We start from the raw sequence: 17,164 nt of genomic DNA, 5'->3' as shown, positions 1-17,164 counted from the left end.
GCCGCGCGGCCTGCAGCTCGAGGGCCATCGCAGCGCGGGCCTGCTCCAGCGCGCGCTGGCGGGTCTGGTCGCGTATCGCCAGCAGCCAGTGGCCGGCCGCGGCGCCGTGCTCGACGAAGGCGATGCGCCGGCGCACCGACAGGACGATGCCGTCGGCCCGCGCCAGCAGGGTGTCGGAGTCGAGGCTGGCCCGGGTGTTGGTGGCCGCCTCGAGCCAGAACAGCGCGTCCTCGGGCGACTGCAGCAGGCTCTCGACGCCCGCGCCCTGCCAGCCTGCGGGCTCGGCGCCCAGCAACCGGCCAGCCGCCGCGTTGGCGGCGACGATGCAGCGGCTGCGTCCGTCGATCAGCCAGACGGCCTCCAGCAGGCCGTCCAGCAAGGCGGCGAGTTCGGTCGTCACGCCCGGCGGGGCTGCTGCTACTGCGGGACCGGCGACGCTGGGGCCGTCCGCCGGGCCGGCAGTCACGGTCGCAGCTCCCCGGGCTGCGTGGCCGGCACCGACTCGAAGAAGTAGGCGACCCGGGCGCGCGGGCTCAGGTAGTCCAGCGAGGCGCGCGGCAGCTGCTGCGGCTTCAGGCTGCGCCGGATGCCCAGGTCGGGCTGGGCCTCCAGGTTCAGCATCAGCGCCTCCTCGCGCGGCACCGAGGCGTCGTGCACCATCACCCGCGGCTTCAGCGGCCGCGAGGAATTGACGGCCACCACCAGCGCATAGCGGTCGTCCGTCAGCTGCACGGCCGAGCCCGGCGGGTACACGCCCATCATGCGGATGAAGGCGTTCAGCATCGTCGAGTCGAAGCGGTTGCGCCCTTGCGCGAACATCAGCGAGAGCGCCTCGTGCGGCGTCATCGCCTTGGAGGCCACCAGCGGGTTGCACAGCCCGTCGAAGCGGTTCACCAGCGCCACGATGCGCGCGCCGGTGCTCATGCGGTCCATGTTGATGCGCTGCGGGAAGCCGCTGCCGTCGGCGTTCTCGTGATGCTGCGCCACCACCAGCAGCGCCCCGGAGCTCACGCCCATGCCCTGCGCCAGCGCCACGCCCTTGGCGACGTGCTGCTGGTAGGCCTGCAGCTCGGCGGCGCTGAAGCTGTCGTCGCGGTGGCGCAGACGCGCCAGCACCTCGGTCTTGCCCACGTCGTGCAGCAGCGCACCGACGCCCAGGTCCATCATCTCGTCGCGCCCCAGGCCGAAGGCGCGGCCCAGCAGCAGCGAGATGATCGCCACGTTCAGCGCATGGGCGGTGCTGCGGTCGCCGGCGCCCTCGTTGAGCAGGCGGATGTTCAGGTCGCCCTCGACCAGCATCTTGTCCAGCATCGCGCTGGTCAGCGCCATCGACTGGTCGCGCGAGCCGCGCGGGTCGCGCGGCAGCAGGTCCATCAGCTCGCGGAAGGCGGTCGCGGCCTCGTTGTACTGGCGCTCGCACAGCAGCAGGGCCTCGCGCTGGGCCGCCAGCTCGCGCCGGCGTGCCTCGCGCGCCAGGTCTTCTTCGCTGGGGCCGGCCGGCCCCGGGTCGAGTTCGCCGGGGCCGCTGTCCGCGGCCACCGCCAGGGCCAGGGCGTCGTCGGCGTCGCCCAGGTCGCTTTTCTCGGGGTTCCAGCGCACGCGGGCCAGCCCGAGACGGCGCACCGTCAATACCTGCTCGTCCGAGCTGAGCTTGAAGCTGCTCAGCGGAAACGGATGCGACATCCAGCCCAGATCCAGGTGGATGAACATTCCCACCTTCAGCTGGCCAACGTCGATCATCGGATCGGTCGATCTGTCCTTCATTCTTCTGTCGTTTCCCGCACCGCCCCCGCGATGCGCCCCTCGTTCAATGCCCTCTGCGGCTGTCCGCGCATCTTGACGGACAAGCAACCTCCCTGCGCGAGCAATGCTGTGCGAATTCTCACGGGCCGGAGCCCGCAGCGTGGCAATGAGCCCACCTGATGAAGTCAGAAGCCCGGGTTTTACCATCAACATAACCCGTTAGCCCAGCGGCATGCCCATAACCGCAGCTCAATCCTTCATGCGAAAAAGTGACGTAAAGCTTTGGTAAACGGCTGACCCGGACCTGACCGTGCGAGAAGGTCGCATGTGATACTGGATCCAGCATTTCGCCGGCCTTCGCACAGCGAACCGGGCCGGTGGGACTCACGGATTTTCGTTGCAGAACAAGCCCATGTCCGCCGTAGCCGATCAAGTTTTCGCCGATGCGGATCTCGCATCGCATGACCCCGCCGATTCATCGACCGGACCGCTCAAGCGCGATCTCGTCGCCGGGCTGGAGAAGGGCCTGGCGGTCATCGCCGCCTTCGACCAGGAGCGCCCGCGCCTGACGATCAGCGAGGTCGCCGCCCGCACCGGCCTGACCCGCGCCGCCGCACGCCGCTACCTGCTCACGCTGACCCACCTGGGCTTCGTCTCGCAGGACCGCAAGATGTTCTCGCTGACGGCCAAGGTGCTGCGCCTGGGCCAGAGCTACCTGCATTCGGCCCGGCTGCCGCGCATCGTGGAGCCCGAACTGCAGAAGCTGGCCTACACGCTGAAGGAAGCCAGCATCGCCGGCGTGCTCGACGGCGACGACGTGATCTGCATCGCCGCCACCACCGCCGGCCGCGTCGTCGGCCCGGCGCCGCAGCCCGGCACGCGCGTGCCGGCCTATGCCTCGGGCCTCGGCCGGGTGCTGCTGGCCGCGATGCCGCAGGCGGAGCTGGAGACCTTCATCGCCCGCCAGGACTTCGCCCCGCTGACCGCCCACTCGATCACCGAGCCCGAGCGCCTGCGCCAGGAGATCGCCCGCACCCGCGCCCAGGGTTACGCCTGCATCGACCAGGAGCTGGAAGTGGGCCTGCGCACGCTGGCCGTGCCGCTGCGCAACTACCGCGGCGAGGTGGTCTCGGCGATGAACGTGCTGGTGCACTCCTCGCGCATGAGCATCGAGCAGATGGTGGAGCAGTGCCTGCCGTCCATGCTGCACACGCAGGCGCACCTGCGGATGCTGCTGTAACAGACCCGCTGCAGAAATGCGCCGTCGCCTGACGCTGGTTCTTGGCGTTATGGCGCTCGTCGCCCTTGCCTCCGTCGGCTGCGCCAGCCTGGACGAGAAGCAGCGCGAATGGATCTTCCAGCCGGGCGAGCGGACCTGGTCCGGCGCCACGGCGGCGGCCGAAGGGCTGGAAGACGTCTGGATCGACTACGCCGACTCGCAGGGCAGCGCCGTCAGGCTGCACGGCCTGTGGCTGCCGGCCGCCGAACCGGAAGGCGCGCCGGTCCTGCTCTATCTCCACGGCGCCCGCTTCGACGTGCGCGGCAGCGCGCCGCGCATCCGCCGCATGCAGCAGCTGGGCTTCTCGGTGCTGGCGGTGGACTACCGCGGCTTCGGCCGCAGCAGCAAGGCCCTGCCCTCCGAGGCCAGCGCCGCCGAGGACGCCCGCGCCGCCTGGGACTGGCTGGCCGCGAAGCACGCTGAATCCCGGCGTTATGTCTACGGTCACTCGCTGGGCGGCGCGATCGCCGTGGAGCTGGCCAGCCAGGTGCAGCAGCAGGCGGCGGGGCTGATCGTCGAGGCCAGCTTCCCGTCGATCCCCGACGTGGTCAGCAGCTTCAAGTGGGGCTGGCTGCCGGTCGGGCCGCTGATCACCCAGCGCTTCGAGGCCGGCGAGCGCATCGGCTCGCTGAAGATGCCGGTGCTGGTCGTCCATGGCAGCGAGGACCGGCTGATCCCGCCCGCGCTGGGCCGCGCCCTCTACGACAAGGCGCCGGAGCCCAAGCGCTTCGTGCTGGTCGAGGGCGGCTCGCACCACAGCGCCGGCGCGCTGGGGCAGCGCCAGGTCCGCGAGGCCCTGGCGGAGCTGTTCGACATCAAGCCCAGAGGCGTTGACGCAGCAGGGGGCTGACCCGATAGCGCTCGCTGCGGTAGGCGGTGAACAGGCCGTCCAGCAGCTCGCACACCGGCGCGGCGCCCACCAGCGCCAGCCACTCGAAGGGGCCGGCCGGGTAGTTGACGCCCAGCTTCATCGCCTGGTCCGCGGCCGGCTCGTCGCAGACGCCCTGCCAGACCGCATCGGCGCCCTCGTTGACCAGCATCGCCACCGTGCGCGCCACGGCCAGGCCCGGCACGTCGCGCAGCACCAGCGGCGCCCAGCCGAGCTGGCTCCACAGCGCCTCCACCTTGGCCCGATCGGCGGCACGCGGCGCGTAGGCCAGGGGCAGCGCCTCGCAGCGATCGGGCGCGATCGGCCAGTCCATCACCGCCAGCTCGGGCTGCCCGCGCTGGAAGGCCAGCTGCGCGGCGGTGATGCCACGGCTGAGGTGGATCTCGGTGGCGTCGACGCGCAGGCCAGCCCAGTCGGACGCCGTATCGCGCACGAAGGCCAGGCCCTTGTGCGCAAGCCACTGCGCCAGCGTCTCGACCAGCGGACCGCGGCCCACCACCGCCAGGTCGGCCGACAGCGGCTGCGCCACCACCGGCTCGGCCGCTGCCGGGATGCCGACGTAGAAGCCCTTGCCCGCCTTGCGGCCGAGGCGCCCGCCATCGACCAGCGCCTTCTGAACCAGCGAGGGCACGAAGCGCTTGTCTGCGTAGTTGGCCTCGAACACCGACTGGGTGACCAGATAGTTGGTGTCGTGGCCGATCAGGTCCATCAGCTCGCAGGGCCCCATGCGGAAGCCGGCGCCGCGCAGCGCGCGGTCCAGCTGCGCCGGCTCGCCGGCCTGCTCCTGCAGCAGCGCCAGCGTCTCGGCGTAGTAGGGCCGGGCGATGCGGTTGACGATGAAGCCCGGCGTGCTCTTGGCATGCACCGGCGTCTTGCCCCAGCGCTTGGAGAGATCGAAGATCGCCTGCGCGATGGCCGGGTCCGTCTCGGCGCCCGACACCACCTCCACCAGCTTCATCAGCGGCACCGGGTTGAAGAAGTGCATGCCCACCAGGCGCTGCGGCGTCTTCATGCCGTTGGCCAGCGCCGTGACGCTGATTGACGAGGTATTGCTGGCGATGATGGCCTGCGGCGCCAGCAGCGCATCCAGCTCGCGCAGCAGCTGCTGCTTGGGCTCCAGCTTCTCGATGATGACCTCGACGGCCAGCAGCACCCCGGCCAGCTCGGCGGTGGCGGTGGCGGGCTGGATGCGGGCGAGCACCGCGTCCCGCTCGGCCTGCTCCATGCGGCCCTTGGCCACCAGGCCGTCCAGGCCCTTGGCGATGCTGGAGATGGCCGCCGCGGCGGCGCCCTCGCGCACGTCGAGCAGCTTGACCGGATGGCCGGCCTGCGCCGCCACCTGCGCGATGCCCGCGCCCATCACGCCGGCGCCGATCACGCCCACCGGCGCGCCGGGTGCCACCTGCCACTGAATCTCGGAGTTAGACATCTTGGGGTTCACTCATCAGTCTTGGGAATCCAGGCTGCCGGCCGCTTGGCCAGGAAGGCAGCAAATCCTTCTCGCGCCTCGTCGCTGAGGCGCACGCGGGCGATCGTCTGCGAGGTCAGCTCGCGCACCTCGGGCGTGATCTCGCCCATCTGGAGCTGGCTGAACAGCTGCTTGATCTCGCGCTGCGCATTGGGGCTGCTGGCCAGCAGTTCGCCCAGCCAGCGCTCGACGGCGGCGTCCAGCTCCTCCATCGGCACGATCTCCTGCACCAGGCCCAGGCGCAGCGCCTCGGCGGCAGGAATGCGGTTCGCCATCAGGCCGAGCCGGCGCCCTTCGCGCACGCCCACGGCGTTGATCAGGTAGGGCGCGATCACCGAGGGCAGCACGCCCAGCCGGGCCTCGCTGACGGCGAAACGGGCGTCATCGGACGCGATGGCGATGTCGCAGGCGCACTGCAGGCCGATGCCGCCGCCCAGCGACACGCCATGCACCCGCGCCAGCGTCGGCTTCGGGCAGCGGGCGATCGCGTCCAGCATGCCGGCGAAGTGGCGCGCGTCCTGCGCATTCCATTCCTGCGACTCGTTGGCCGCCTGCTTCATCCACTGGATGTCGGCGCCGGCGCTGAAGGCCTTGCCGGAGCCGGCCAGCACGATCACGCGCACGGCCGGGTCGGCGGCGCAGGCGTTCACGCAGGCGGTCAGCTCCGCGATCATCAGTTCGTTGAAGGCGTTGAACACCTCCGGGCGGTTCATCACGATGCGCGCCACGCCGCGCGCGTCGATGCCGAGTTCCAGTGTCTCCATGGCCTCGCTCTCCTTTGGCCTGAAGTATCGCAGCGCCGGCTAAATGCATTCAGCGCATAAGCAGCCTCGCTTTGCTTCGTTCACCCGCACAAGGGCGCTGCCTAGCATGGACGCTGGCCTCATGAACAAACACGAACTCGAAATGACCGCGAAGAAGATCCTGCTCGCCGCCGCCACCCTGCTGCTCGCCGCCTCGGCCCACGCCAAGGACGTGACGCTGCTCAACGTCTCCTACGACCCGACCCGCGAGCTCTATGTGGACTTCAACAAGTCCTTCGCCGCCTACTGGAAGGGCAAGACCGGCGACACCGTCACCGTCCGCCAGTCTCACGGCGGCTCCGGCAAGCAGGCCCGCTCGGTGATCGACGGCCTGGAAGCCGACGTGGTCACGCTCGCCCTGGCCTACGACATCGACGAGCTCGGCGAGAAGGCCAAGCTGCTGACGCCGGACTGGCAGAAGAAGCTGCCACACAACAGCTCGCCCTACACCTCCACCATCGTCTTCCTGGTGCGCAAGGGCAACCCGAAGGGCATCAAGGACTGGGACGACCTGGTCAAGCCCGGCGTGGCCGTGATCACGCCCAACCCCAAGACCTCCGGCGGCGCCCGCTGGAACTACCTGGCGGCCTGGGGCTATGCGCTGAAGAAGAACGGCGGCGACCAGAAGAAGGCACAGGACTTCGTCACCGCGCTGTTCAAGAACGTGCCGGTGCTGGACTCCGGCGCCCGCGGCGCCACCGTCACCTTCACCGAACGCGGCGTCGGCGACGTGCTGATCGCCTGGGAGAACGAGGCCTACCTGGCGGTCAAGGAACTGGGCGCCGACAAGGTCCAGATCGTCACGCCCTCGCTGTCCATCCTGGCCGAGCCGCCGGTGGCCGTCGTCGACAAGACGGTGGACCGCCGCGGCACCCGCACCGAGGCCACCGCCTACCTGAACTACCTCTACTCGGCCGAGGGCCAGGAGATCGCCGCGCGCAACTTCTACCGCCCGATCGACCCCGCTGTGTCGGCCCGTTATGCCAAGCAGTTCGGCCCGGTCAAGCTGTTCACGATCGACGAGGTCTTCGGCGGCTGGACCAAGACGCAGGCTGAGCACTTCAACGACGGCGGCAAGTTCGACCAGCTCATCGGAGCTGCCGGCAAGCGCTGAAGGACCAGATGATGTTTTCCCGGCTGCTTCTCAAGCGCCACACCGTGCTGCCAGGTTTTGACCTGGCGCTCGGCTTTGCGCTGCTCTATCTCAGCCTGATCGTGCTGATCCCGCTCAGCGCGGCCTTCTTCAAGACCTTCACGCTCACCTGGCAGCAGTTCCTCGACGCGACGACCACGCCGCGCGTGCTGGCTTCCTACCGCCTGACCTTCCTCGCCTCGCTGGCCGCGGCGCTGATCAATGCGGTCTTCGGCCTGCTGCTGGCCTGGGTGCTGGTGCGCTACGAGTTCCCGTTCCGCCGCATCGTCGATGCGCTGGTGGACCTGCCCTTCGCGCTGCCCACCGCCGTGGCCGGCATCGCGCTGACGGCCCTGTGGGCGCAGAACGGCTGGCTGGGCCAGTGGCTGCCGTTCAAGGTGGCCTTCACGCCGCTGGGCGTCTGGGTGGCGCTGGTCTTCATCGGCCTGCCTTTCGTCGTGCGGACGGTGCAGCCGGTGCTCGAAGACATGCGAACGGATCTGGAGGAAGCCGCCGCCACGCTGGGCGCCACCCGCTGGCAGTCGGTGCGCCGCGTGGTGCTGCCGGCGCTGACGCCGGCGCTGCTGACCGGCTTCGCGCTGGCCTTCGCGCGCGCCCTGGGTGAATACGGCTCGGTGATCTTCATCGCCGGGAACATGCCGATGGTCAGCGAGATCACGCCGCTCCTGATCATCACCAAGCTCGAACAGTACGACTACGCCGGCGCCACCGCGCTGGCCGTCGTGATGCTGGTCGCGTCCTTCCTGCTGCTGCTGGTGATCAACCTGCTGCAGGCCTGGGTGCGGCGCCGCCAGGGGGGAACGCACTGATGAACACGATCGTCCTGCCGGGCGTCGCACCACACGACACCGCCGCTGACGAGGCAAAGCCTCAGCGCCGCCGCGTCGGCCCCACCGAGGAAGCGCCCTGGGTGCGCCGCACGCTGATCGGCGTGGCGCTGGCCTTCATGACGCTGTTCCTGTTCATCCCGCTGGTCGCCGTCTTCTACGAGGCGCTCAGGAAGGGCTGGGATGTCTACGTCGCCGCCATCGTCGATCCCGACGCGGTCTCGGCGCTGAAGCTCACGCTGCTGGCCGCCGCGATCAGCCTGCCGTTGAACCTGGTGTTCGGCGTGGCCGCGGCCTGGGCCATCGCCAAGTTCGACTTCCGCGGCAAGCAGCTGGTGCTGAGCCTGATCGACCTGCCCTTCTCGGTCAGCCCGGTGATCGCCGGCCTGATCTATGTGCTGATCTTCGGCCTGCAGGGCTGGTGGGGCGAGTGGCTGCGCGACCATGACCTGCGCGTGATCTTCGCCGTGCCCGGCATCATCCTGGCCACCGTCTTCGTGACCGTGCCCTTCATCGCCCGCGAGCTGGTGCCGCTGATGCAGGCCCAGGGCAGCGAGCAGGAGGAGGCGGCACGCATCCTCGGCGCCAGCGGCTGGCAGATGTTCCGCCGCATCACGCTGCCGCGCATCAAGTGGGCGCTGATCTACGGCGTGATCCTCAGCAATGCGCGCGCGATGGGCGAGTTCGGCGCCGTCAGCGTCGTCTCCGGCCATGTGCGCGGGCAGACCAACACGCTGCCCCTGCACATCGAGATCGCCTACAACGAATACCAGTTCGCCGCGGCCTTCGCCGTGGCCACGCTGCTGGCCAGCCTGGCGCTGGTGACCCTCGCCATCAAGTACGTCGTCGAACAGCGCGTCAAACGAGACCTCCACACATCATGAGCATTTCGATCCGCCATCTGCACAAGCGCTTCGGCAAGGACAGCATCGCCAGCGACGACCTGAGCCTGGACGTCGCCGGCGGCGAACTCGTCGCGCTGCTGGGCCCCTCGGGCTGCGGCAAGACCACGCTGCTGCGCATCATCGCGGGCCTGGAAGTGGCCGACGCCGGCCAGGTGCTGTTCGAGGGCAAGGACATCACCGACACGCCGGTGCGCGAGCGCAACGTCGGCTTTGTCTTCCAGCACTACGCGCTGTTCAACCACCTGAGCGTGTTCGAGAACGTGGCCTTCGGCCTGCGCGTGCGGCCCAAGGCGACGCGGCCGGACGAGGCGACGATCCGCCGTCGAGTTAACGAGTTACTTGAGCTGGTCCAGCTCGGTGCCTTCGCCGAGCGGCAGCCCCTGCAGCTCTCCGGCGGCCAGCGTCAGCGCGTGGCGCTGGCTCGCGCTCTGGCCACCGACCCCAAGGTTCTCCTGCTGGACGAACCCTTCGGCGCCCTGGACGCCCAGGTGCGCAAGGAACTGCGCCGCTGGCTGCGCCAGCTGCACGACGAAGTGCCGGTGACCAGCCTGTTCGTCACCCACGACCGCGACGAGGCACTGGAAGTGGCCGACCGGGTGATCGTGCTGAACAAGGGCCGCATCGCGGCGCCGGACTCGGCCTTCGCGCAAGAGTTCCTGGCCGCCTGACACTCAAAGAAGCCGGCATTCCGGGCCGAGCGCCGGGCCGCCCCAAGCCGGCCCGCGATGGCGATGTGCTTGCGGCTCGATGCCGCAAGCATCGCCGCCCCCGCGGGGGGCGGACCAGCGTACCCGCTGGGCCGGGGGCTCCATCTCAAATCTCGAACGCACCCTCGTGGCCGTTCGAGGAGGCGAGCGCCTGCTCCACCACCTTGCGCGTCAGCGGCGAGGCGAAGGCGGTGATGAAGTCGTACACGTAGGCGCGCAGGAAGCTGCCGCGCCGCATCGCCACCCGGGTCATGTTGGGCGCGAACAGATGGCGCGCGTCGATGGCGCGCAGGTGGCCGTCGCGGGCCTCGTCATAGGCCATCGCCGCGACGATGCCCACGCCCATGCCCAGCTCCACATAGGTCTTGATCACGTCGGCGTCCATCGCCTCCAGCACCACGCTGTGCGCCTGGCCGCGGCGGGCGAAGGCCTCGTCGATGTGGCCGCGGCCGGTGTAGCCGCTCTCGTAGGTGATGATCGGGAACTCGGCCAGGCGCTGCAGCGTGAGCAGCCGGCCGGCATCGGCGTCGCCGGCCAGCGGGTGGTCGGCGGGCACCAGCACCGCGTGGGTCCACTGGTAGCAGGGCAGCGCCACCAGCTCCGGGTAGTCGGCCAGCGCCTCGGTGGCGATGCCGATGTCGGCGTCGCCGTCCATCAGCATCTGCACGATCTGCTTGGGCGTGCCCTGGCGCATGCGCATCGCCACGCTGGGGTGCAGGGTGCTGAAGTCGCGCACCGCCTGCGGCAGCGCATAGCGGGCCTGCGAATGGGTGGCGGCGATGGTCAGCGTGCCGTTGCCGTTGCTGGCGTAGTCCTCGCCGGCGCGGCGCAGGTTGTCGGCCTCGTGCAGCAGCCGCTCGACGATGGGCAGCACCGTCTCGCCCGGCGGGGTGAGTCCGGTCAGGCGCTTGCCCGCACGCACGAAGAGCTCGATGCCCAGCTCGTCCTCCAGCTCGCGTATCTGGCGGCTGACGCCGGGCTGCGAGGTGTGCAGCGTATCGGCCACGACGGTGAGATTGAAGCCCTGGCGCACGGTCTCCCGCACCGAGCGCAGCTGCTGAAAATTCATAACCTTATGGATCGACGGTAGGCCAAGCAGGCATTCTGTCGATCACGGTCATGCGACAAACGACTTATTTCATATTTGCAAAGTCGCTGAACGAATAAGGACGCTAGGACAGCAATCGGATCAGGCCATCCGGGTGGATGGTCCAGCCCAGCAGGCCGGACAGGCCCATCAGCACGCCGAAGAAGGTCGGGATCAGGGCCAGGCCAAACAGCCACCACAGCTCGGTCAGCGCGGTGATGGCCATCAGCGCCACCGCGATGGCGAGCAGCGCGTCCGACAGGTCGAACTGGTCGTCCACGAAGTTCAGGTCGTTGTAGGCCTTCTCGTTGTCCTCGGCCTGCTTCTTCAGCAGGGCCTTCTTCTCTTCCTGTGACTTCGCCTGCGCCTGCTGCTGGACGATCATCGCGTCGATGGTCGAGGTGTCGGCGCCGGCGGCCATGCCGCTGCGCGCGGCCTGCAGCTGGATCACATTGGCCTCGGCGATCTCCTGGCGGATGTTGCGGGCCTGGTAGTAGCTCCAGTTGTCGATCATGTGGGCCTGGGCCTGCTGCATGGCCTGGACGATGTTGTCGTCCTTGACCTTGCAGATCGCCATGAAGGTGGCCAGCAGCGCCACGCTGATCGCCACCGCGGCATTGAGCCGCCGGGTCGCGGCCGCTTCGGCAGCATTCTTTTCCTTCACCGATTCAACGGTTTCCAGCGCGTCGATGTCCATATCCCAGCCCTCCTCGGCGCGGATGGTAAGACAGCTCGCTTCACTGCGCAGCAAAAGCGGGGCCGCACAATGCGCGCTTTGACGACGCCCCTGCTCCTCCCATGCGGCCTCTCCTGCTAACTGTCATCCTCAGCGGCATCTTCCTGGCGGGCTGCGCCGGGCCGGAGCGGGGTGGCCATCGAATGCGACCGGATGAGACGGCTCGGGTCGAGGCGCTGCGCGCCGGCGCCTACCGCTCCATGCGCGAGGCGCCGCTGAGCCTCACGCTGCAGCGCTGGATCATCCAGGGCGAGCACCTGCCGGTGAGCCTGGCCTTCCCGGCCGGCGGCGAGCGGGGCCTGCCGCTGATCGTCTACCTGCCGGGCCTGGGCGAGAGCGCCGAGGCCGGCGCGCAGTGGCGGCTGGCCTGGGCCCGCGCCGGCTATGCGGTGCTGAGCGTGCAGCCGCTCGAGGCCGACGAACGCGCCTGGTCCTCCGACCTGGCCCGCTCGGCCGACTTCAAGGGCCTGGCACGGGAGCGCCAGCAGCCTGGCGAGGCGGCCGCGCGGCTGCGCACGCTGCAGGCGGTGCTGGCCGAGGCGCAACGGCGCGCCGCCACCGGCGACCCGCTGTGGCTGCGGGTGGACTTCTCCCGGCTGGGCCTGGCCGGCTATGAGCTCGGCACGCAGACGGCGCTGGCTGTCCAGGCGCAGGCACCACGGCTGGCGATCAGCCCGCTGGTGTCCGCCGCCGATGCAGGCGTGCCGGTCCTGCTGGTCGGCTCGCGGCGCGACAGCGATCCGATCGGCCTGGGCAGCGGCCCGGCCGCCCGGCGGCCGGTGGAGAGCTTCGAGCAGCAGTCGCGCGGCTATCTGCTGATGCTGGGCGGGGCGACGCACACGGCGCTGTCCGGCTCAGGCGGCGAGGACCCGGAAGCGATGGCCGACCGCGTCTCGCACATGCCCATGGGCGGCCGCGGCCGGCGGCAGGCGGCCGCACCCGAGCAGCTTCCGCCTGGCGCACCGGACGACAGCAGCGTCATCGCGATCGAGGCCAGCAGCACCGCCTTCTGGGATGCCACGCTGCGCGCGGAGCCCGGCGCCCAGGCCTGGCTGCAGCGCGAGGCCGGCCCCTGGCTGCGCGGGCTGGCCGAGTGGGAGATGCGCCGAAATTAGGCGTTAGCATCCGCGCCACTCACTGAACGGGGCGCAGCACCATGGTTCTCGAAATCGCCGACATCCGCATCCATCCCGGCCAGCAGGCCGACTTCGAGGCCGCGATCCAGCGCGGGCTGGCCACCGTGATCTCGCAGGCCCGCGGCTACCTGCGCTCGCAGGTCCAGCACTGCATGGAAACGCCGGAGCGCTATGTGCTGATGATCGAGTGGGCGACGCTGGAGGACCACACCGAGCACTTCCGCGGCGGCCCGCTGTTCCCGCAGTGGCGCGCCATCGTCGGGCCCTTCTTCGCCCAGCCGCCGCTGGTCGAGCATTTCCAGGCGCTCGGCTAAGGAAAGCCCCGCCAGCTAAAATCCGGGCCGCCTCCTCACAGAGAGCGCGGCCGCTCCGGGCTTCCTGCCAAGCCCCGCCGCAGCTCCACACCGATGCTCGCAAGATGCTTGCAAAACTAGCCGTCGCCTGCCTGTGGTGCCTGAGCTGGTTGCCCTTCCGTGCCGTCGGCGCCCTCGGCAGCCTGCTGGGCACCCTGCTCTACCTGCTCCCGACGACCCGCCGCAAGGTGGGCCGCGCGAACCTGCGCGCCTGCTTCCCCGAGCGCCGCGAGGCCGAGCGCGAGGCCATCCTGCGCGGCCACTTCATCGCCATCGTGCGCATGGTGCTGGAGTACGGCTACTGCTGGTTCGCCTCGCCAGCGCGGCTGAGCCGGCTGGTCAAGATCGAAGGCCTGGAACACCTGAAGGACCTGCCCGAAGGCACGCCGGTGATCCTGTCGATGCCGCATTTCACCGGCCTGGACCTGGCCGGCCTGCGCCTGTCGCTGGAGACCCGCATGGTCACCATCTACGCGCGCCAGAAGAATCCCTGGCTGGACGCCTTCATCCGCGACAAGCGCCTGCGCCTGGGCACCGGCATCGTGTTCTCGCGCCAGGAGGGCGTGCGCAGCAGCGTGCGCGCGCTGCGCGAGGGCTACCGGCTCTACTACCTGCCCGACCAGGACCACGGCCTGCGCGACGGGGTGTTCGCCGACTTCTTCGGCGTGCCGGCCGCCACCATCACCGGCCTGCCGCGCCTGGCCGGCATGACCAAGGCCAAGGTCATCCCCTGCTTCCCGCGCCGCGAGCGCGGCGGCTACACGATGGTGCTGCAGGCGCCGCTGGACGACTTCCCCAGCGGCGACCTGACGGCCGACGCGCGCCGCATGAACGCCGTCATCGAGCAGCAGGTGCTGCAGGTGCCGGCCCAGTATTTCTGGCTGCATCGCCGCTTCAAGACCCGCCCGCCCGGCATGGGCTCGATCTACGTCGGTGCGGCACGCCGCGACGACAACGGCGAGCCCTCGATCCTGCCCACCGATTGACATGAACCACCTGCCCTACATCAAGCTGACGATCGTCGCGATCTTCATCATCAGCACGGTCTACGTGCACCTGCGTGGCCGCGAGCGCCTGGGCTTCTGGCGCCAGCTGACGGACCACTCCACGTTCATGGCGCCGATCAACTGCTTCATGTACCTGTTCTCGAAGGTCGGCAGCCGCAAACCCTACCTGCCGGTGAGCGCCCTGCCCAACCTGGACAAGCTGCAGGCCAACTGGGAGGCGATCCGCGCCGAGGCGGTGGCGATGCACGAGATGGGCACCATCCGCGCCTCCGACAAGTACGACGACGCCGGCTTCAACTCCTTCTTCAAGACCGGCTGGAAGCGCTTCTACCTGAAGTGGTACGACCAGGCCCACCCCTCCGCCGCCGAGCTGTGCCCGGTGACCACCTCGCTGCTGCGCGAGATCCCGAACGTCAAGGCGGCCATGTTCGCCGAGCTGCCGCCGGGCAGCCGGCTGGTGCGTCACCGCGACCCCTTCGCCGGCTCGCTGCGCTACCACCTGGGCCTGGTGACGCCCAATGACGACGGCTGCTACATCGACGTGGACGGCCAGCGCTACAGCTGGCGCGACGGCCAGGGCGTGGTCTTCGACGAGACCTTCCTGCACTTCGCCGAGAACACCACGCCGGTAAACCGCATCATCCTGTTCTGCGACATCGAGCGGCCGCTGACCTGGGGCCCCGCCGCGGCCGTGAACCGCTTCATCAGCCGTCACCTGATCGGCGCCGCCAGCGCGCCCAACACCGAGGCCGACCGCACCGGCGGCCTCAACAAGGTGTTCGGCTATGTGCAGCACTTCCGCCTCTGGGCCAAGAGCGTCAAGGCGCGCAGCCGCCTCGCCTACTACGCCGGCAAGTGGCTGCTGTTCGGCGGCATCTTCCTGTGGTGGCTGCTGGCCTGATCGATCGGCCAGCGGCAATGACAAAGGGCGCCCGAGGGCGCCCTTTTTCTTGTCCGTTGGAATAACGGATTACTTCTTCGCAGCCTTCTTGGCCGGCTTGGCAGCGGGCTTGGCGGCCGGGGCAGCCTTGGCAGCCTTGCGGGCAGCAGCCTTCGGGTCGACGGCGGCCTTGAAGGCGGTGCCCGGGGTGAACTTCGGCAGCTTGGCGGCGGCGATCTTGATCTTGTCGCCGGTGCTGGGGTTCACGCCGGTACGGGCGGCGCGCGAGTGCTGCTTGAAGGAGCCGAAGCCGGGGATGGACACGGCGCCGCCCTTCTTGACGGTGGTGACGACCACGTCCAGCAGGGTTTCCAGGATGCGGCCGGCTTCGGCCTTGGTCAGCTCGTGCTTGGAGGCCAGGTGCTCGATCAGTTCAGTCTTGTTCATTGAATCTCGTCTCAAAGAATTGGGTGCCCGACGATTCGGGCGGGCGTATTGTCAATGAAATCGAGGCGTTCCCGATGGAGACTGGGGGAAACGTGGATCGGACTTGTAAGCCCGCAGGCAAGACCTGACCCCATAACGGCAATATTGCACGGATCGGCAATTCGGCCGGACAAAACGAAAAGGCCAGTTGCTTTCGCAACTGGCCTTCGTATTTGGTGCCCAGGAGAGGACTCGAACCTCCACGGAGTTACCCGCTAGTACCTGAAACTAGTGCGTCTACCAATTCCGCCACCTGGGCTTTCAGGATTTTTCTTCGCTGCCAACTGGCGTCAGCGGCGAAGAGATAGGACTATAGCATTGTTTTTGGGACCGAAGCAAGTGGTGCCGAAAATATCTCGCGGGTCGAAGACGCGTTCCACGGCGCCGGACAGGGCCTGCACGGCCGGATCGGTCCATGCCCAATAGCTGTCCTGCACCTGCGGGCCGACGCCATGTTCCGCGCTGAAGCTGCCGCCGAGCGCGGCGACGATCGCATACACGCCGTCGCGCAGGCGCTGCGCATCGGGCGGCGCTTCGCCATGCGGCCAGACGAGGTTGAAGTGCAGGCCACCGTCGCCGAGATGGCCGAAGTCGGCCACCCGCGCCGGCGGGAACTCGCTCGCCAGCCAGGCCGAGGCCTCGGCGCGGAAGCGCATGAAGTAGCGGCGCGGCAGCGAGATGTCGAAGCCGATCACGCGGCCCTGCTCGCGCAGGCCTTCGCTGATCGAATGGCGCAGGCCCCAGATCGCCTCGTCGGCGCCGACCACCGCATCGGCCACCAGCGTCCCGAAAGCCTGTTCCAGTTGTTCGAGCAGCAGTGCGTTGAGATTCAGCCGCGCGGCCGGCAGTTCGCTGGCAAGCTCGATCAACAGGGCGTACTCGGGCAGCGGCCCCTCGAACGGCGAGCGGCCGCCGCGCACACCCGCTTCCAAGGCCGGGCGCGAGATGCCCTCGAAAGCGCTGACCAGCCCGGCCAGTTCGCTGCCCATCACCTGCTGGTACAGCGGGAAGACCGCATCGAGGCTCGACACCGCGACCAGGGCGACGGCACGCTGGCGCGGCAGCGGCTGCAGGCGCAGCACCGCTTCGCAGACGATGCCCAGCGCGCCCGAACTGCCGATCAGCAATTGCTGCAGCGCCAGCCCGGCGTTGTCCTTCTGCAGGCCGCGTCCCAGACGCAAGACCTGACCCTCGCCCAGCACCGCCGTCAGCCCCAGCACATTGGCGCGGACGTCGCCATGGCGCAGCATCCGCGTGCCGCCGGTGTTGTGCGCCAGCATGCCGCCGATGCTCGGATCGGCGCTGAGGTCGACCGCGAAGGACAGGCCGTGTTCGGCCAGCCGCTCGTTCACCTCGGAAAGCCGGTAGCCGGCCGACACGCGCAGCGTGCGGTCCAGCGGGTCGAACTCGAACACCTCGCGCAGCCGGTCGGTGGACAGCAGCAGATGCCGCTCGCCATCCGTCGGCGTGCCGGCGCGCACCAGGCCCGTGTGCGCGCCCTGCGGCACCAGCACCAGCGCATGTTCGATGCACAGGCGCACCAGCGCGGCGACCTGCTCGCCCGTCGCCGGCCGCACCAGGCCCGCCGCGCAGCCCGGGGCATAACGCGCAGGCTCCAGGTAGCGCGGCTCGATGGCCGGGCCGTCGACGACGTAGTCCGCGCCGCAGATCGCCTGCGCGGCGGCCAGCCAGTGCGATGCCATCG

At 69.3% G+C, this 17,164-nt stretch carries 17 protein-coding genes, 1 tRNA gene and 1 pseudogene; 10 read left to right on the top strand and 9 right to left on the bottom strand.

Features of this window, described 5'->3' with window-relative positions:
* Together B0W88_RS10755 and B0W88_RS10750 are read right to left on the bottom strand one after the other, a co-directional pair.
* A partial coding sequence (locus tag B0W88_RS10755; RefSeq protein WP_144006711.1) for a PAS domain-containing protein occupies positions 1–400 on the bottom strand: 400 nt, incomplete at its 3' end.
* Between the two features lie 62 nt (positions 401–462).
* Positions 463–1,764, bottom strand: a complete 1,302-nt coding sequence (locus B0W88_RS10750) for an HD-GYP domain-containing protein (RefSeq protein WP_077034654.1) — start codon at positions 1,762–1,764, stop codon at positions 463–465.
* A gap of 391 nt (positions 1,765–2,155) precedes the next feature.
* Here B0W88_RS10750 and B0W88_RS10745 point away from each other — a divergent pair, with 391 nt between their 5' ends.
* Positions 2,156–2,983, top strand: coding sequence for an IclR family transcriptional regulator C-terminal domain-containing protein (locus B0W88_RS10745; RefSeq protein ID WP_077034659.1), 828 nt, complete (start codon positions 2,156–2,158; stop codon positions 2,981–2,983).
* A 49-nt stretch (positions 2,984–3,032) separates the two neighbouring features.
* Positions 3,033–3,872 carry an alpha/beta hydrolase gene (locus tag B0W88_RS10740; RefSeq protein ID WP_369973874.1) on the top strand — a complete coding sequence of 280 codons (840 nt, stop codon included), beginning with the start codon at positions 3,033–3,035 and terminating at the stop codon, positions 3,870–3,872.
* On the opposite strand, the gene B0W88_RS10735 is transcribed toward B0W88_RS10740, so the two are convergent.
* The gene (locus B0W88_RS10735; protein WP_077034652.1) at positions 3,838–5,340 is read right to left on the bottom strand and encodes a 3-hydroxyacyl-CoA dehydrogenase; all 1,503 of its coding nucleotides are present in this window, start codon (positions 5,338–5,340) and stop codon (positions 3,838–3,840) included. The two genes, B0W88_RS10740 and B0W88_RS10735, sit on opposite strands and share 35 nt — an antisense overlap.
* Positions 5,341–5,348: 8 nt before the next feature.
* Complete coding sequence (locus tag B0W88_RS10730; protein ID WP_077034651.1) at positions 5,349–6,143, bottom strand: enoyl-CoA hydratase-related protein; 795 nt, start codon at positions 6,141–6,143, stop codon at positions 5,349–5,351.
* Positions 6,144–6,285: 142 nt separating this feature from the next.
* Here B0W88_RS10730 and B0W88_RS10725 point away from each other — a divergent pair, with 142 nt between their 5' ends.
* The 4 genes and pseudogenes from B0W88_RS10725 to B0W88_RS10710 all read left to right on the top strand — a co-directional run.
* A complete protein-coding gene (locus B0W88_RS10725; protein WP_077034650.1) occupies positions 6,286–7,296 on the top strand; it encodes a sulfate ABC transporter substrate-binding protein in 1,011 nt (336 codons plus the stop codon).
* 8 nt (positions 7,297–7,304) lie between these two features.
* Positions 7,305–8,144 (top strand): sulfate ABC transporter permease subunit CysT, encoded by an 840-nt coding sequence (cysT, locus tag B0W88_RS10720; RefSeq protein ID WP_077034649.1) that lies wholly within the window; start codon positions 7,305–7,307, stop codon positions 8,142–8,144.
* Entirely contained in the window at positions 8,144–9,046 is a 903-nt protein-coding gene (cysW, locus tag B0W88_RS10715) for a sulfate ABC transporter permease subunit CysW (RefSeq protein WP_077034648.1), read from the top strand. The genes cysT and cysW overlap by 1 nt, the downstream gene beginning before the upstream one ends.
* Positions 9,043–9,711 (top strand): annotated as a pseudogene (locus B0W88_RS10710) (sulfate/molybdate ABC transporter ATP-binding protein); the annotation flags it as partial. The gene cysW and the pseudogene B0W88_RS10710, both read left to right, overlap by 4 nt.
* 169 nt (positions 9,712–9,880) lie before the next feature.
* Here the strand turns inward: B0W88_RS10710 and B0W88_RS10705 are convergent.
* Complete coding sequence (locus tag B0W88_RS10705) at positions 9,881–10,843, bottom strand: CysB family HTH-type transcriptional regulator (protein ID WP_077034647.1); 963 nt, start codon at positions 10,841–10,843, stop codon at positions 9,881–9,883.
* Between the two features lie 103 nt (positions 10,844–10,946).
* Positions 10,947–11,558 (bottom strand): DUF4337 domain-containing protein, encoded by a 612-nt coding sequence (locus tag B0W88_RS10700; RefSeq protein ID WP_083748708.1) that lies wholly within the window; start codon positions 11,556–11,558, stop codon positions 10,947–10,949.
* Between the two features lie 101 nt (positions 11,559–11,659).
* Between B0W88_RS10700 and B0W88_RS10695 the strand changes: the two genes are divergently transcribed.
* The 4 genes from B0W88_RS10695 to B0W88_RS10680 all read left to right on the top strand — a co-directional run bounded on the left by B0W88_RS10695 (position 11,660) and on the right by B0W88_RS10680 (position 14,994).
* A complete protein-coding gene (locus B0W88_RS10695; RefSeq protein WP_144006710.1) occupies positions 11,660–12,712 on the top strand; it encodes a hypothetical protein in 1,053 nt (350 codons plus the stop codon).
* A 41-nt stretch (positions 12,713–12,753) separates the two neighbouring features.
* Positions 12,754–13,047, top strand: coding sequence for an antibiotic biosynthesis monooxygenase (locus B0W88_RS10690; RefSeq protein ID WP_077034645.1), 294 nt, complete (start codon positions 12,754–12,756; stop codon positions 13,045–13,047).
* 104 nt (positions 13,048–13,151) lie between these two features.
* Complete coding sequence (locus B0W88_RS10685; protein ID WP_077034644.1) at positions 13,152–14,072, top strand: lysophospholipid acyltransferase family protein; 921 nt, start codon at positions 13,152–13,154, stop codon at positions 14,070–14,072.
* A gap of 1 nt (position 14,073) precedes the next feature.
* Positions 14,074–14,994: an aspartyl/asparaginyl beta-hydroxylase domain-containing protein gene (locus B0W88_RS10680; protein ID WP_198937812.1), complete on the top strand. Its 921-nt coding sequence runs from the start codon at positions 14,074–14,076 to the stop codon at positions 14,992–14,994.
* 69 nt (positions 14,995–15,063) lie between these two features.
* Here the strand turns inward: B0W88_RS10680 and B0W88_RS10675 are convergent, their stop codons facing one another.
* From B0W88_RS10675 to B0W88_RS10665, 3 genes are all read right to left on the bottom strand, one after another.
* The gene (locus B0W88_RS10675) at positions 15,064–15,435 is read right to left on the bottom strand and encodes an HU family DNA-binding protein (protein WP_369973873.1); all 372 of its coding nucleotides are present in this window, start codon (positions 15,433–15,435) and stop codon (positions 15,064–15,066) included.
* A 198-nt stretch (positions 15,436–15,633) separates the two neighbouring features.
* Positions 15,634–15,718 (bottom strand) — tRNA-Leu (locus B0W88_RS10670).
* A gap of 31 nt (positions 15,719–15,749) precedes the next feature.
* Entirely contained in the window at positions 15,750–17,162 is a 1,413-nt protein-coding gene (locus B0W88_RS10665) for an FAD-binding oxidoreductase (protein WP_077034642.1), read from the bottom strand.
* Positions 17,163–17,164: the final 2 nt, after the last annotated feature.

Origin of the sequence: Pelomonas sp. KK5, from assembly GCF_001984095.1 — a bacterium.
Taxonomy (GTDB): Bacteria; Pseudomonadota; Gammaproteobacteria; order Burkholderiales; family Burkholderiaceae_C; genus KK5.
The sequence above is the reverse complement of the archived record's forward strand: the minus strand, read 5'-3'. Positions and strand labels throughout refer to the sequence as shown.

Excerpts from the sequence above, each read along its gene's own strand:
- B0W88_RS10750 (WP_077034654.1), bottom strand. The coding sequence starts at position 1,764 with ATGAAGGACAGATCGACCGATCCGATGATCGACGTTGGCCAGCTGAAG.
- B0W88_RS10745 (WP_077034659.1), top strand. The coding sequence starts at position 2,156 with ATGTCCGCCGTAGCCGATCAAGTTTTCGCCGATGCGGATCTCGCATCG.
- B0W88_RS10740 (WP_369973874.1), top strand. The coding sequence starts at position 3,033 with ATGGCGCTCGTCGCCCTTGCCTCCGTCGGCTGCGCCAGCCTGGACGAG.
- B0W88_RS10735 (WP_077034652.1), bottom strand. The coding sequence starts at position 5,340 with ATGTCTAACTCCGAGATTCAGTGGCAGGTGGCACCCGGCGCGCCGGTG.
- B0W88_RS10730 (WP_077034651.1), bottom strand. The coding sequence starts at position 6,143 with ATGGAGACACTGGAACTCGGCATCGACGCGCGCGGCGTGGCGCGCATC.
- B0W88_RS10725 (WP_077034650.1), top strand. The coding sequence starts at position 6,286 with ATGACCGCGAAGAAGATCCTGCTCGCCGCCGCCACCCTGCTGCTCGCC.
- cysT (WP_077034649.1), top strand. The coding sequence starts at position 7,305 with ATGATGTTTTCCCGGCTGCTTCTCAAGCGCCACACCGTGCTGCCAGGT.
- cysW (WP_077034648.1), top strand. The coding sequence starts at position 8,144 with ATGAACACGATCGTCCTGCCGGGCGTCGCACCACACGACACCGCCGCT.
- B0W88_RS10705 (WP_077034647.1), bottom strand. The coding sequence starts at position 10,843 with ATGAATTTTCAGCAGCTGCGCTCGGTGCGGGAGACCGTGCGCCAGGGC.
- B0W88_RS10700 (WP_083748708.1), bottom strand. The coding sequence starts at position 11,558 with ATGGACATCGACGCGCTGGAAACCGTTGAATCGGTGAAGGAAAAGAAT.
- B0W88_RS10695 (WP_144006710.1), top strand. The coding sequence starts at position 11,660 with ATGCGGCCTCTCCTGCTAACTGTCATCCTCAGCGGCATCTTCCTGGCG.
- B0W88_RS10690 (WP_077034645.1), top strand. The coding sequence starts at position 12,754 with ATGGTTCTCGAAATCGCCGACATCCGCATCCATCCCGGCCAGCAGGCC.
- B0W88_RS10685 (WP_077034644.1), top strand. The coding sequence starts at position 13,152 with ATGCTTGCAAAACTAGCCGTCGCCTGCCTGTGGTGCCTGAGCTGGTTG.
- B0W88_RS10680 (WP_198937812.1), top strand. The coding sequence starts at position 14,074 with ATGAACCACCTGCCCTACATCAAGCTGACGATCGTCGCGATCTTCATC.
- B0W88_RS10665 (WP_077034642.1), bottom strand. The coding sequence starts at position 17,162 with ATGGCATCGCACTGGCTGGCCGCCGCGCAGGCGATCTGCGGCGCGGAC.